The following is a 12,866-nucleotide window of genomic DNA, read 5'->3' on the forward strand; positions in this document are numbered from 1 at the left end:
ACTCCCGAAAGGATATTCAGATGGCTATTGCAAGAGGTTATGCTGCGACCGACGCGTCGAAGCCGCTTACCCCGTTCACCTTCGAACGCCGCGAGCCGAATGATGACGACGTCGTCATCGATATCAAATATGCCGGCATCTGCCACTCGGACATCCACACCGTCCGCAACGAATGGCACAATGCCGTTTACCCGATCGTTCCGGGCCACGAAATCGCCGGTGTCGTGCGGGCCGTTGGTTCCAAGGTCACGCGGTTCAAGGTCGGCGACCATGTCGGCGTCGGCTGCTTTGTCGATTCCTGCGTTGGCTGCGCCACCCGCGATGTCGACAATGAGCAGTATATGCCGGGTCTCGTGCAGACCTACAATTCCGTTGAACGGGACGGCAAGAGCGCGACCCAGGGCGGTTATTCCGACCATATCGTGGTCAGGGAAGACTACGTCCTGTCCATCCCGGACAACCTGCCGCTCGATGCCTCCGCGCCGCTTCTCTGCGCCGGCATCACGCTCTATTCGCCGCTGCAGCACTGGAATGCAGGCCCCGGCAAGAAAGTGGCTATCGTCGGCATGGGTGGCCTTGGCCACATGGGCGTGAAGATCGGCTCGGCCATGGGCGCTGATATCACCGTTCTCTCGCAGACGCTGTCGAAGAAGGAAGACGGCCTCAAGCTCGGCGCGAAGGAATATTACGCCACCAGCGACGCCTCGACCTTTGAGAAACTCGCCGGCACCTTCGACCTGATCCTGTGCACAGTCTCGGCCGAAATCGACTGGAACGCCTACCTCAACCTGCTCAAGGTCAACGGCACGATGGTTCTGCTCGGCGTGCCGGAACATGCGATCCCGGTGCACGCATTCTCGGTCATTCCCGCCCGCCGTTCGCTCGCCGGTTCGATGATCGGCTCGATCAAGGAAACCCAGGAAATGCTGGATTTCTGCGGCAAGCACGACATCGTTTCGGAAATCGAAACGATCGGCATCAAGGACGTCAACGAAGCCTATGAGCGCGTGCTGAAGAGCGACGTGCGTTACCGCTTCGTCATCGACATGGCCTCGCTCGACGCTTGATACGCGTAGAGACGACCAAATAAACAAGGGCGGGAAGCCATGCTTCCCGCCCTTTCCTTTGTTACTTCAGGCCTCGTCCTTCAGCGTCTCTTTCTGGGTAATCAGGCGCGCACTGTGCTGGCCGCTCAGATAAATCCACAGCCAGCTCCACGCCACGGCCAGCCGCGACCGCGTTCCGATCAGGAAGTAGATATGGGCAAGCCCCCATATCCACCATGCCAGCACGCCCTTCAGCTTGAACCGGCCGAAATCGATCACCGCCGCGCGTTTGCCGATGGTGGCGAGATTGCCCTGATGGCTGTAGCGGAAGGGTGCCGGTATCGGCTTGCCCTCCAGTCGCGCCTTGATGACCTTTGCCACATAAGCGCCCTGCTGCTTTGCCGCGGGCGCGATGCCCGGCACCGGCTTGCCGTTTTCCTGATTGACCGCGGCGGTATCGCCGATGACGAAGATATCAGCATCGTCTTCGAGATGAAGCTGCGGCCCGACGATGACACGCCCTGCCCTGTCGCCGGCCGCATTCAGCCACTTCGCTGCCGGAGAGGCCTGCACACCGGCGGCCCAGACGACGGTGCGGCAGGGATAATAGGTCTCGCCCACCGTCACGCCCTCATCCGTGCAGGCCGTCACCGGCGTTCCGAGCAGAACCTCGACGCCGAGCTTCTCAAGCGCTTCCTTCGCATAGGTCGAAAGATCCTCCGTGAAGACCGGCAGGACGCGAGGGCCGGCCTCCACAAGCAATACGCGGGTCTTTCTGGTATCGACATTGCGGAATTCCGCCGGCAGCGCCCTGTGGGCGAGCTCGGCGATCATGCCCGCCATTTCCACGCCGGTCGGGCCGGCCCCGATGATGACGAAGGTCAGCAGCGCCTGCCGCTCCTCTTCACTGGTGGCAAGTTCGGCCCTTTCGAAGGCCAGAAGCAGGCGGCGGCGGATTGTCGTTGCATCTTCCAGCGTCTTGAGGCCGGGGGCGGAACGCTCCCATTCGTCGTGACCGAAATAGGCGTGACGCGCGCCGGTGGCCAGCACCAGCGTATCGAAGCCGATCACCTGGCCCGAATTCAGCTGCACGGTCCGCGCCGCCCGGTCCACGCCGGTCACCTCCGCAAGCAGGGTCGTCACTTCCTTGCGGTCGCGGTAAAGATGGCGGATCGGCCAGGCGATCTCGGATGTCGCCAGCGCCGTCGTCGCAACCTGATACAGCAGGGGCTGAAACAGGTGGTGATTGCGACGGTCGATTAATGTAATGCGGACAGGGGCCCCCTCCAGCCCATGCACCAGTTGTAAACCGCCGAAGCCTCCACCCACGACGACAACATGATGTTCTTGCATATGTCTTTGCCTTCCAAAGCTCGCGCACGGAGCATGCGCAAGCCAAAGCATAGGCGAAAAAATTGACTTTGGTTATGAATTACGCTGACCGCAGGCCTGACAAAAACGCCGGACTGTTTCAGCCATGCCATATTCCATGGCATCTGCCGTCAGCCCGTGGCCGATCGATACCTCAGCGAGATTGGGGATACGTTTCATCAGCTTGGGCAGGTTCGCAACCGTCAGATCATGGCCGGCATTGACAGCAAGCCCGAGTGCTGCGGCATGATCCGCCGTCTGCCCAAGCTTCTCGACAAGCAGGTCAGCCTTTTGCGTATCGTCAAAACAGCCGCCATAAGGGCCGGTGTAAAGCTCGATGCGGGCGGCCCCCGTCTCGGCCGCCAGCTCCACCGGCTCGCGTTCCCCGTCGCCATCGGCAAACAGTGAAACGCGCATGCCACCGGCCTTCAGGCGCCCGACGACATCTTTCAGAAAAACAGCATGTTTGCGGAAATCCCAGCCGTGGTCTGACGTCGCCTGCGACGGGTCGTCAGGCACCAGCGTCACCTGTTCCGGCTGGGTCTTTTCGCAGAGAACGAGAAAATCCTCGGTGGGATACCCTTCGATGTTGAATTCCGCGCCGGGGAAACGATCATCGATCAGCGCCCGCAGCACCGGCAGATCCGAAAAGCGGATATGGCGCTGGTCGGGCCGCGGGTGTACAGTCAACCCGCTTGCACCCGCCGAGAGCGCAATCTGCCCGAAATGCGCGACATCAGGCCAGGGAAGATCGCGGCGGTTGCGTAACATGGCAATTGCGTTCAGATTGACGGAAAGTTTTGCAGGCATGGCATCGGGCTCCGGTTCGGAATTGATACCTTGTTTCACGCAGGTTGACGCCGACCGCAAGGAGGCCGATAAAATTTTTTAAAGCTGCGGGAACGAAAGCAGGCAATACACGTTATGGTTTTTTTGCTGCGTTTGGCATGATGTCTTGATCAGAAGACGGGCCCGCGACGGGGGAACGAATAACGGATGCCATAAAAAGCAGGCACACTGTCAAAAAGCGTGAAGGGGGAGACGATGCAGGATGGCAGGATGCCGTTTGAACACGGCGACGAGGACAAACCCAATCTCAGGATCAGCAGCTTTCTACCGGATGTGAGCCTGCCTTCCTCCCTGCCCGCCGAACCGGTTCCCATCGCCGACATGGCCAATATTTTCGGAGTGACCCACCGGACACTGCATTTTTACGAGGAAAAGGCACTGCTGACCTCGAAGCGCATCGGCCAGATGCGCGTTTATACCCACCGCAACGTTCAGCGCATGGCCGTCATCAACGTCTGTCGCGAAGTGGGCATCTCCGTTGCCGCGATTACCGAAATCATGGAAAAACTCGTCCGGTCGCTCTCGCAGGAAGAGGCGGACGACATATTCCACGCCGCATTGCGGCAGCGGAAGAGAGAATTGACCTCCGAGCTTTCCACCCTCCAGCGTCAGGCCCAGCAGATCGAGGAATTGCTGGTGACGGAGACGGATGCGGACGGCATGGATGGCACTGAGCGGGCACCGGCAAAGGACATCGCCCTCACCGACACCGAACGTAAATGCCTGGAACTGATGGCGGAGGGTTATGCGCCAGTGCGGCTTGCCCGCGCCCTTGGCCTTTCAGGCAGCGATCTCAACACGCTGGAGGCAAAGATCATCGGCAAGTTCAGTGCCAGCAACCGCTTTCAGGCGGTCGCCAAGGCGGTTCTGCTCGGCGTCATCCGTGCCTGATCAACGAACGATCGTCAGGGTTTCGGCCGCGCGGGTGATGGCAGTGTAAAGCCATCTTTCGCGAGAATCACGGAAAGCATAGCTCTCGTCGAAGAGAACCACATTGTTCCATTGCGAACCCTGTGCCTTGTGCACGGTCAGCGCGTAACCGAAATCGAACTCGTCGTACCTCTTGCGGGTCGACCAGGGAATTTCGGTCTCCACATCCTCGAAGGCCGCCTTCAGCAATTTGATCTTGGCCGCACCGCGATCCATATCGTCATCTTCCGGCCGGATCATCAGGTTGATGCCGGGTTTCACCGTCTCGCGCGATGAACTCATCACCTGCCACAGCGAGCCGTTGAGCAGGCCCTTGGCCGGATCGTTGCGAAGGCAGACCAGCTTGTCGCCGGACTGTGGATAATCGGCGGAAAAACCCTTCAGCTCACGAAGCCGCTGATTGTAGCGGCGGCGGGTGCGATTGGTGCCGACCAGAACCTGATCGGCCTCGAGCACCAGCGACTGCGTCACTTCGGACTTGGAAATCACCTGCGCGGAGCCATAATCGCCGCGCATGATCTCGCGGCCTTCGCGCACATCCATGGCAAGATGGATGATGGGGTTATCCTTGGCCTGGCGGTGGATTTCCGACAGCAGAAAATCCGGCTCCTGCTCGGTAAAAAAGCCGCCGCCCGAAACCGGCGGCAGCTGGCCGGGATCACCAAGCACGAGGATCGGTGTGCCGAAACTCATCAGATCCTTGCCGAGCTGCTCGTCCACCATCGAGCATTCATCGATGATGATCAGCGCTGCCTTGGCGAGCGGGCTCTGGCGGTTGATGGAAAACATCGGCGCAACAGAGGTTTTGCCGGTTTCCTCGTCTTCGACCGTTTCTTCACCGCGTGGGCGGTAGATCAGCGAATGAATGGTGCGGGCATTGGTCGCCCCGCGCGAACGCAGCACCTGCGCCGCCTTGCCGGTGAAGGCAGCAAACAGCACCTCACCATCGACATTTTCCGCAAAATGCTTGGCAAGCGTCGTCTTGCCCGTTCCGGCATAACCGAACAGCCGGAAAACCGGCGTCCGGCCTTCTTTCAGCCAGCGGGAAACAGCCTTGAGCGCTTCGTCCTGTTGCGGTGAAAATAACATGCGTCCTCATCGCAGGATTCGAGCCTGATGCGCAACAGAAAAAGAACGAAAGATGAATCGCGCAATGAGAATGATGACCTCAATGCGCCGCCTGCTTCTCGACAAGCTGCGCCAGCTGCTCCGCAACCGTGTTCCAGCCGTCGAAGAACCCCATCTCCGCGTGCCTGTCGCGGTCGGCAAGGTTGTTGTGCATGGCATAGGCCTCATATTCCATGCCATCAGGATGATCGCGAAACGTCATCACGGCGGTGAGGAACGGCTGGGCGGAGGGCCGGAAACCCGCCGTCAGCGCATCGGTGAAGATGAGGCGCTGCTCATGATCCACCGCCAGGAAACAGCCGCTGACATGCTGGCCAAATTCCCTGCCGTCTTCGCTGTAGCGCGTCTCGAAAGCACCGCCGGGGTGAAGCTCCATTTTGTCCACCCGGCACTGGCCGGGATGCGGCACCCACCATTGTTCCAGGCTGGTCTTGTCCGTCCAGGCATTCCAGACCAGCCGGCGCGGCGCCTTGATGATGCGTGAAATCTTCAGGTCGAGATCGGGATTGAAAGTCTCGGTCATTGGTCATTCTCCCCTTTGCTGGACATCCTGTCCTGTTGCGCCATGACGAATTGCTCGAGCCGGTCGGTGCGGCCCTCCCAGACGGCACGCTGTTGCGAAAGCCAGCCATCGAGCATGGAAAACCTCTGTTTCTCCAGCGAGCAGAACCGGACACGCCCCTGCTTGCGTGTCACGATCAGCCCCGCCTCCTCCAGCTGGCGGATATGTTTCATGAAGGATGGCAGGGCCATAGCGAAGGGTTCGGCCAGCGTTCCAATGCTCGCCTCCCCGCCGCCCAGCCGCAGGATCACGGCCCTGCGGGTCGGATCGGCGAGAGACTGGAAGATATCGTTGAGCGCGTCTGAATAGTTTTCCATAAAGCTAACTATCATGGGAAAACACTTAGCTCAATGGATAAGTTTAAAAAATATTTCGCAACGGGGAATAAACCGGCGCGCGACGGTGTCTCTTGATGCGCTGGCGGCTTGAGCCCGCCCGAACCAAGGAGGATATGTCCATGAAAATCCGCTTTATCGTTCCCGCCCTCGTTCTGGCTTTTGCCGGAACGGCCTATGCAGCGCCGGCGGTCGAAACGGTCAAAACCGACAAAGGCAATGTGCTTGCCGGCGAAAAAGGCATGACGCTCTACACTTTCAAGAACGACAAGAAGGGCGTATCCAATTGTTACGACAAATGCGCGGTGAACTGGCCGCCGTTTTTTGCAGCCGCCAGTGACAAGGCCGAGGGCGCCTATTCCCTCTTGAAGCGCAAGGACGGCAAGATGCAGTGGGCAAAGGACGGCATGCCGCTTTATTACTGGGTCAAGGACACGAAAAAGGGCGACGCCACCGGCGACGGTATGAACGGTGTATGGGATGCCGCAAAACCCTGATGGCATGAATGGTGAAAAGCGGGGGAGCCACTCCCCCGCAACCGGCAGCTTCGAAACGGAGATGCTGGCGTTGATACCCATGCTGCGCCGTTATTCCCGCAGCCTTTCCCGTTCCGATGCCGATGGCGAGGACCTGTTGCAGGACTGCGTGGAAAAGGCACTTGCCAACAAAAGGCAATGGCGCGGAACGGGTTTGAAAACATGGGCTTACACGATAATGACGAATCTTTATCGCAACCGCCACCGCGCCGAGAAACGTCATCCGTCCGAAAGCCTCGACGGCCATGAGACCATTGCCATCCCGGACACGCTTTCCGACACGCTGGAGAACGACCGGCTGCATCGCGCGCTAGCACTTCTTTCACCGGATATGCGGGCAGTGCTGATGCTGGTGACGGTGGAAGGCTACAGCTATCAGGAGGCGGCCGAGACCTTGGCGATCCCGCTCGGCACCGTCATGTCCAGGCTGTCTCGCGCCCGCGAAACACTTCGCCAGCATCTGGCGGAGGATAATATCATACCCCTGCGGAGACCACGATGAAACGGCCCGATGCCATAACCGAAGACGATCTGCACGCCTATGTCGACGGACTTCTTTCCGACGACGACCGCGCGGCTGTCGAGAGCTGGCTGGCTGAAAGACCGGAAGACCAGAGCCGCGTGCAGGCATGGAAAAAACAGGCCGACATTCTGCGCAATGCCTTCGCCTCCTATGCCGCCGCACATCCGCATGACGCCTCGATGCTCGGCCCGCAAAAGAGGGATCGCACATGGCGGCTGAAACCGGCCCTCCTGCGGACGGCGGCGGCCCTGCTGATCTTCGTAGCGGGCGCCGCAGCCGGCAGGCTGCTGCCCTCCTCCTTTTCGACGCCGCAGGACGTGACCCTGGCATCGCTGACGACGGATATTCCGGCACAGGCGAAATCCGCCTATCTCATCTATGCAAGCGAGGTGCGTCACCCCGTCGAGGTCGGCGCCGGCGAGCAGCAGCATCTTGCGACTTGGCTTGGCAAGCGGCTCGGTTATCCCTTCGCCATCCCCGATCTGTCGAAGATCGGATATGACCTCGTCGGCGGGCGTCTCATCCCCGTCAGCGGCAAGCCGGGCGCGATGCTGATGTATCAGGACAAGACCGGCCGCCGGGTGACGGTGCTGGTCGGCCACAACGAGGAAAACCGCACCACCAGCTTCCGCATGGCCAGCGCCGACGGTGTCGAAACCTTCTACTGGATCGACAACGAGCTGGGTTATGCCGTTTCCGCCGAACTGTCGCGCGACGAGGTGCAGGCAATCGCCGAGGAATGTTACCGGCAGTTTCCGACGTGAGGCCAGCAGGGGCCGCGGAATGCGAGTGACGACGTCAGCATCTGCGTGATGGAAGGCAAACAGCAGCAACGCACCGAAGGACGAGGTCAAATTTTTTGATGGATCGATCGTCTCCGCCATGGGTTTGAGAAGTCGACACAAAAGACTATTGTCCAATCGACAACCGCTGGAGCAAAACCATGCATGAGGATATTCCTGCCGTCACCCTGCCCTCTGGAAATGAGGTTCCAGCCCTCGGACTTGGCACCTGGAATATGGGCGAGACGAGATCATCGGCAGACGACGAGATTGAAAGCATCCGCAAGGCGATCGATCTCGGCATGACGTTGGTCGACACCGCGGAAATGTATGCCGACGGCCGGTCGGAAGAAGTGGTCGGCACGGCAATCGCCGGCCGCCGCGACGAGGTGTTTCTGGTCAGCAAGGTCTATCCCTGGAATGCCAGCGCGAGAGGCACTGCGGAAGCGTGCGAGCGCAGCCTCGCAAGGCTCGGCACCGACCACATCGACCTCTATCTGCTGCACTGGCGCGGCGAGCACCCGCTTGGCGAAACCGTGGCCGCGTTCGAAAGGCTGAAGAGCGACGGCAAGATCGGCAACTGGGGCGTCTCCAATTTCGATACCGACGATATGGAGGAGCTTTTCACCGTTCCAGAGGGCAAAAACTGCGCCGCCAATCAGGTGCTCTATAACCTCTCCCGGCGCGGACCTGAATTTTCCCTTCTGCCCTGGTGCCAGGAGCACGGCGTGCCGCTGATGGCCTATTCCCCCATCGAGCAGGGCCGTATCCTGAAGAACCACGAACTCATTCGCATCGCCAAGGCTTATCAGGCAACCCCGGCGCAGCTGGCCTTGGCCTTTCTTTTGGATAGGGACGGCGTCATCGCCATTCCAAAATCCGCCAGCGTGTCCCGTATCGTGGAAAATCGCGGCGCCACCGATCTTGAAATAACCGAGGAAGACTGGACCGCCCTCGACGCCGCCTTCCCGCCGCCGACGCGCAAGACGTCCTTGGAAATGCTCTGACATAACAGGGCGTTAGCGGACATTTCGGAATCAGCTGCTGAAGCGGTTGAATCGGAATGTGAGAACCGGGAACTGCCCGCAATAAAGATTGCAATAACGGCGCGGCAAGCCGCGCCGTCGGTCAGATAGCCCCGGGGCTTTATGACGGTATGCGGGGCTCGTATTCCTCTTTCAGCGCCAGCCACGTATCCCAGAAAGGGGCCGGTTCCTTTTCCTGAAGACGGGCAGCGAGAATATCGAGATGCACATGCCAGCCGGCGCTGACATCGAGCTTGGTCTTCCTGCCAACCAACCGGCGATGAATCAGCGTCAGAAGCACATCCTTGCCCAGAGCCTGAAGCTCGATCGACACCTCTCCGCTTTCACCCCAACTAAAGACAAGGTGATGCGGCGGAACGACGGTAATGATGCGGGACGCCATCTTTTCCTCTTCGGAAAAGCCTTCCGGGCGGTGGCCCGGCGGATCGGAAAGCTCGTCGTTGCGCCACACCAGTTCGAAGGGCGCATCGGGCGCAAGCCGCATTTCGCCGGAGGCGAGCCAGCGGCGGCGAAGGTCACTTTGGGTCAGATAAGCCCAGACCCGCTCGATCGGTCCGGGCAACAGCCGCTCGATCTTCAGGGTCGTTGGCTCGACGAGACGGCCATAGGTTTCAGGCATTGCGATATCAGCCATTGTCATTTCCTCCATCTGCAGGGGATTTTCCCTGATCTTCCTCCCTGAGCATCTGCTCAAGAACATCGAGGCGATTGCCCCAGAACTGCCGGTAGAAATCCAGCCATTCATGCGCTTCCGCTAGGGGTTCCGGCGCAAGGCGGCAGACATGGATGCGCCCCCTCACCTCGCGGCGGATAAGCCCCGCATTTTCCAGCGCCTTGATATGCTTCGAGGCTGCCGCGAGCGATATGTCGAAGGGTTGAGCCAACTGGCTCACCGTTCGCTCGCCACGGGAAAGATCACGCAGCATCGTGCGTCGCGTTGCGTCGCCAAGGGCATGAAAGACAGTGTCTAGATGTGAAGCGGATAATTCAACCATGTTGTTGAATATAGCCGGTCGCCGCGGAATGTCAACCACATGGTTGAATATCGATCCCAAGCGGATTCCATAAAAAAACCCGCGGCGAACCGCGGGCTTTATGGAAGATTTCGCTTAGAGACGAATTACATGCCCTGCGAACCGCGGTTCATGGCGGCAATGCCCGTGCGGCAGATTTCGATCAGGCCGAGCGGCTTGATGATCGCCACGAACTGGTCGATCTTGGATGACTTGCCGGTGATCTCGAAGATGAAATGCTCCACCGTGGCATCTACCACCTTGGCCTGAAACGCATCGGCAAGCCGCAGCGCCTCGGCACGGACTTCGCCCGTGCCGGCAACCTTGATGAGCGCCACTTCGCGCTCGATCGGCCGTTCCTGTCCCAGTTCACGGGCACGGACGGTAAGGTCCAGAACCCGGTGCACCGGCACGATGCGTTCCAGCTGCGCCTTGATCTGCTCCAGCACGATGGGCGTACCCCGTGTGACGATGGTGATGCGCGACAGATGCGCCTCATGTTCCGTTTCCGAAACCGTCAGGCTTTCGATGTTGTAGCCACGGCCGGAAAACAGGCCGATGACCCGGGCGAGAACGCCCGGCTCGTTGCTGACGAGAACCGACAGCGTGTGATTTTCAACGGCAGCCGTTTCCTTCTGGATGAAATAGGCGGAGCCGGTGGGTTGTAGGTGTGCGTTCATGTCCTTTTCCTCTCCCGGCTCAGACTAGCTGACGGCCCTTGGCATCGATGGCGTTGGCAACAGCTTCATCCGTCGCCTCATCCGGCAACAGCATCTCGTTATGGGCTTTACCAGATGGGATCATCGGGAAGCAATTGGCGAGATTGGCAACGCGGCAATCGAAGATGACCGGCTTGTTGACCGCAATCATCTCGGCGATCTTGTCGTCCAGTTCCTTCGGGTCGTCGCAATACATGCCGACAGCGCCATAGGCCTCCGCCAGCTTGACGAAATCAGGCATGGCTTCGGTATAGGAGTTGGACAGACGGTTGCCGTGCAGCAACTGCTGCCATTGCCGCACCATGCCCATATACTGGTTGTTGAGGATGAAAATCTTCACCGGCAGGCCGTACTGGATGGCGCAGGACATTTCCTGGATACACATCTGGATCGATGCGTCACCGGCAATGTCGATGACAAGCGCTTCGGGATGCGCGACCTGCACGCCGATAGCCGCCGGCAGGCCATAACCCATGGTGCCGAGACCGCCCGAGGTCATCCAGTGGTTCGGCTCCTCGAAACCGAAGAACTGCGCCGCCCACATCTGGTGCTGGCCGACTTCTGTCGTGATGTAAGTGTCGCGTCCCTTCGACGCCTCATAAAGCCGCTGCAATGCATATTGCGGCATGATGACATCTTTGGAGTTCTTGTAGGCGAAGGAATTGCGGGCGCGCCAGCGCTCAATCTGCGACCACCAGTCGGCCGTCTGCGCTTTTTCCGGTTTCTTCGGCAAAGCGCGCCACAGGCGAACCATGTCTTCCAGAACATGCCCGACATCGCCGATAACAGGCACGTCGACACGCACGGTCTTGTTGATCGAGGACGGATCGATATCGATATGGATCTTCTTGGAATTCGGCGAAAACGCATTGATGCGACCGGTAATACGGTCATCGAAACGCGCGCCGATGCAGACCATGACATCGCAATCATGCATCGTCATATTGGCTTCGTAGGAACCGTGCATGCCCAGCATGCCGAGCCAGTTCTTGCCGGAAGCCGGATAGGCGCCGAGACCCATCAGCGTCGAGGTGATCGGGAAATTGGTGAGCTCGACCAGTTCACGCAGCAGACGGGTTGCCTCCGGACCAGAATTGATGACGCCGCCGCCGGTGTAAAAAACCGGCTTCTTCGCTTTCGACATCAGTTCGATGGCAGCATGAATGGCGTTGAGGTCGCCCTGAACCTTCGGCTTGTAGCTCTTCTGCTGGATGGCGGCGGAAGGCGGCGTATAGGTGCCGGTGGCGAACTGAATATCCTTCGGAATATCGACAACGACGGGACCCGGACGGCCAGTCTGCGCGATGCGGAAGGCTTCATGGATGATGCCAGCCAGTTCGTTGACGTCCTTGACCAGCCAGTTGTGCTTGGTGCAGGGGCGCGTGATGCCGACGGTATCGCATTCCTGAAATGCGTCGGAACCGATCAGCGATGTCGGAACCTGGCCGGACAGGCAGACGAGCGGAATGGAATCCATCAGCGCATCCTGCAGCGGCGTCACCGCATTGGTGGCGCCGGGACCGGAGGTAACGAGCATGACGCCGACCTTGCCGGTGGAACGGGCATACCCTTCGGCCGCGTGGCCGGCACCCTGCTCATGACGCACGAGGATGTGCTGAATGTCTTCCTGCTGGAAAATCTCGTCATAAATCGGAAGAACGGCACCGCCGGGATAACCGAAGATGTGCTCGACGCCGTTGTCCTTCAGCGCCTGCAGAACGATCTCCGCACCTGTCATGCGATTGCTGTTTTCCGTATTGTCCTTATCCGTCATTGCCTGTTTCCATCCCGCTTTGGCTTTGGATATCGAGGAGCCCGAGGGCCTGTTTGAAGACATAAAAAAAGGCCCCTAGAGGAGCCTCGTTCAGCGCATGGGTGCTTTCGCCGGATGGTTATACCATCCTGCCCATGCGCCGTCCCACCACGATAAGTACGTTAAGATTTTTCATGGGCCGGAGTGTTAGCCAGAAAAGCCCCAGCCGTCAACGCATATTGCGGGAAAAAATCACCGCCGCCTTCTTTTATT

The 12,866-nt window shown here is 59.4% G+C and carries 15 protein-coding genes; 6 read left to right on the top strand and 9 right to left on the bottom strand.

Going from position 1 to position 12,866, the window contains the following annotated elements; translation table 11 throughout:
• The first annotated feature begins 20 nt into the window (after nucleotides 1-20).
• Nucleotides 21-1,067, top strand: coding sequence for an NAD(P)-dependent alcohol dehydrogenase (locus tag ATU_RS09875; protein ID WP_006311839.1), 1,047 nt, complete (start codon nucleotides 21-23; stop codon nucleotides 1,065-1,067).
• Between the two features lie 66 nt (nucleotides 1,068-1,133).
• Here ATU_RS09875 and ATU_RS09880 read toward each other — a convergent pair whose 3' ends face one another.
• Both ATU_RS09880 and ATU_RS09885 read right to left on the bottom strand, forming a co-directional pair.
• Nucleotides 1,134-2,399 (bottom strand): NAD(P)/FAD-dependent oxidoreductase, encoded by a 1,266-nt coding sequence (locus tag ATU_RS09880; protein WP_010972006.1) that lies wholly within the window; start codon nucleotides 2,397-2,399, stop codon nucleotides 1,134-1,136.
• 72 nt (nucleotides 2,400-2,471) lie between these two features.
• The gene (locus ATU_RS09885) at nucleotides 2,472-3,227 is read right to left on the bottom strand and encodes a pyridoxine 5'-phosphate synthase (RefSeq protein ID WP_010972007.1); all 756 of its coding nucleotides are present in this window, start codon (nucleotides 3,225-3,227) and stop codon (nucleotides 2,472-2,474) included.
• A 234-nt stretch (nucleotides 3,228-3,461) separates the two neighbouring features.
• Here ATU_RS09885 and ATU_RS09890 point away from each other — a divergent pair, with 234 nt between their 5' ends.
• Entirely contained in the window at nucleotides 3,462-4,157 is a 696-nt protein-coding gene (locus ATU_RS09890) for a MerR family transcriptional regulator (protein WP_006311825.1), read from the top strand.
• Here the strand turns inward: ATU_RS09890 and ATU_RS09895 are convergent, their stop codons facing one another.
• The 3 genes from ATU_RS09895 to ATU_RS09905 form a co-directional block, all read right to left on the bottom strand.
• A complete protein-coding gene (locus ATU_RS09895; protein ID WP_006311823.1) occupies nucleotides 4,158-5,285 on the bottom strand; it encodes an ATP-dependent DNA helicase in 1,128 nt (375 codons plus the stop codon).
• A gap of 79 nt (nucleotides 5,286-5,364) precedes the next feature.
• Complete coding sequence (locus tag ATU_RS09900) at nucleotides 5,365-5,847, bottom strand: SRPBCC family protein (RefSeq protein WP_010972665.1); 483 nt, start codon at nucleotides 5,845-5,847, stop codon at nucleotides 5,365-5,367.
• Nucleotides 5,844-6,203: an ArsR/SmtB family transcription factor gene (locus ATU_RS09905; protein WP_035258532.1), complete on the bottom strand. Its 360-nt coding sequence runs from the start codon at nucleotides 6,201-6,203 to the stop codon at nucleotides 5,844-5,846. Before ATU_RS09905 ends, ATU_RS09900 begins: the two co-directional genes overlap by 4 nt.
• A gap of 134 nt (nucleotides 6,204-6,337) precedes the next feature.
• Between ATU_RS09905 and ATU_RS09910 the strand changes: the two genes are divergently transcribed.
• The 4 genes from ATU_RS09910 (at nucleotide 6,338) to ATU_RS09925 (ending at nucleotide 9,069) form a co-directional block, all read left to right on the top strand.
• Nucleotides 6,338-6,718, top strand: coding sequence for a COG4315 family predicted lipoprotein (locus ATU_RS09910; RefSeq protein WP_006311809.1), 381 nt, complete (start codon nucleotides 6,338-6,340; stop codon nucleotides 6,716-6,718).
• Nucleotides 6,702-7,259: an RNA polymerase sigma factor gene (locus ATU_RS09915; protein ID WP_035258530.1), complete on the top strand. Its 558-nt coding sequence runs from the start codon at nucleotides 6,702-6,704 to the stop codon at nucleotides 7,257-7,259. Before ATU_RS09910 ends, ATU_RS09915 begins: the two co-directional genes overlap by 17 nt.
• The gene (locus ATU_RS09920; protein WP_010972010.1) at nucleotides 7,256-8,044 is read left to right on the top strand and encodes an anti-sigma factor family protein; all 789 of its coding nucleotides are present in this window, start codon (nucleotides 7,256-7,258) and stop codon (nucleotides 8,042-8,044) included. The genes ATU_RS09915 and ATU_RS09920 overlap by 4 nt, the downstream gene beginning before the upstream one ends.
• Nucleotides 8,045-8,223: 179 nt before the next feature.
• Nucleotides 8,224-9,069 carry an aldo/keto reductase gene (locus tag ATU_RS09925; protein WP_010972011.1) on the top strand — a complete coding sequence of 282 codons (846 nt, stop codon included), beginning with the start codon at nucleotides 8,224-8,226 and terminating at the stop codon, nucleotides 9,067-9,069.
• A 139-nt stretch (nucleotides 9,070-9,208) separates the two neighbouring features.
• Here the strand turns inward: ATU_RS09925 and ATU_RS09930 are convergent, their stop codons facing one another.
• The 4 genes from ATU_RS09930 to ATU_RS09945 form a co-directional block, all read right to left on the bottom strand.
• Nucleotides 9,209-9,742, bottom strand: coding sequence for an SRPBCC family protein (locus tag ATU_RS09930; protein WP_010972012.1), 534 nt, complete (start codon nucleotides 9,740-9,742; stop codon nucleotides 9,209-9,211).
• Nucleotides 9,735-10,103 (bottom strand): ArsR/SmtB family transcription factor, encoded by a 369-nt coding sequence (locus ATU_RS09935; protein ID WP_010972013.1) that lies wholly within the window; start codon nucleotides 10,101-10,103, stop codon nucleotides 9,735-9,737. The genes ATU_RS09930 and ATU_RS09935 overlap by 8 nt, the downstream gene beginning before the upstream one ends.
• Nucleotides 10,104-10,228: 125 nt before the next feature.
• Nucleotides 10,229-10,801: an acetolactate synthase small subunit gene (gene ilvN / locus ATU_RS09940; RefSeq protein ID WP_003507555.1), complete on the bottom strand. Its 573-nt coding sequence runs from the start codon at nucleotides 10,799-10,801 to the stop codon at nucleotides 10,229-10,231.
• A 19-nt stretch (nucleotides 10,802-10,820) separates the two neighbouring features.
• The gene (locus ATU_RS09945) at nucleotides 10,821-12,614 is read right to left on the bottom strand and encodes an acetolactate synthase 3 large subunit (protein ID WP_010972014.1); all 1,794 of its coding nucleotides are present in this window, start codon (nucleotides 12,612-12,614) and stop codon (nucleotides 10,821-10,823) included.
• Nucleotides 12,615-12,866: the final 252 nt, after the last annotated feature.

The sequence above is a fragment of the Agrobacterium fabrum str. C58 genome, from assembly GCF_000092025.1.
Classification (GTDB): domain Bacteria; phylum Pseudomonadota; class Alphaproteobacteria; order Rhizobiales; family Rhizobiaceae; genus Agrobacterium; species Agrobacterium fabrum.

Coding starts and splice junctions, on each gene's coding strand:
- ATU_RS09910 (WP_006311809.1), top strand. CDS start 6,338: ATGTCCATGAAAATCCGCTTTATCGTTCCCGCCCTCGTTCTGGCTTTT.
- ilvN (WP_003507555.1), bottom strand. CDS start 10,801: ATGAACGCACACCTACAACCCACCGGCTCCGCCTATTTCATCCAGAAG.
- ATU_RS09915 (WP_035258530.1), top strand. CDS start 6,702: ATGCCGCAAAACCCTGATGGCATGAATGGTGAAAAGCGGGGGAGCCAC.
- ATU_RS09920 (WP_010972010.1), top strand. CDS start 7,256: ATGAAACGGCCCGATGCCATAACCGAAGACGATCTGCACGCCTATGTC.
- ATU_RS09880 (WP_010972006.1), bottom strand. CDS start 2,399: ATGCAAGAACATCATGTTGTCGTCGTGGGTGGAGGCTTCGGCGGTTTA.
- ATU_RS09875 (WP_006311839.1), top strand. CDS start 21: ATGGCTATTGCAAGAGGTTATGCTGCGACCGACGCGTCGAAGCCGCTT.
- ATU_RS09900 (WP_010972665.1), bottom strand. CDS start 5,847: ATGACCGAGACTTTCAATCCCGATCTCGACCTGAAGATTTCACGCATC.
- ATU_RS09935 (WP_010972013.1), bottom strand. CDS start 10,103: ATGGTTGAATTATCCGCTTCACATCTAGACACTGTCTTTCATGCCCTT.
- ATU_RS09890 (WP_006311825.1), top strand. CDS start 3,462: ATGCAGGATGGCAGGATGCCGTTTGAACACGGCGACGAGGACAAACCC.
- ATU_RS09885 (WP_010972007.1), bottom strand. CDS start 3,227: ATGCCTGCAAAACTTTCCGTCAATCTGAACGCAATTGCCATGTTACGC.
- ATU_RS09930 (WP_010972012.1), bottom strand. CDS start 9,742: ATGGCTGATATCGCAATGCCTGAAACCTATGGCCGTCTCGTCGAGCCA.
- ATU_RS09925 (WP_010972011.1), top strand. CDS start 8,224: ATGCATGAGGATATTCCTGCCGTCACCCTGCCCTCTGGAAATGAGGTT.
- ATU_RS09945 (WP_010972014.1), bottom strand. CDS start 12,614: ATGACGGATAAGGACAATACGGAAAACAGCAATCGCATGACAGGTGCG.
- ATU_RS09905 (WP_035258532.1), bottom strand. CDS start 6,203: ATGGAAAACTATTCAGACGCGCTCAACGATATCTTCCAGTCTCTCGCC.
- ATU_RS09895 (WP_006311823.1), bottom strand. CDS start 5,285: ATGTTATTTTCACCGCAACAGGACGAAGCGCTCAAGGCTGTTTCCCGC.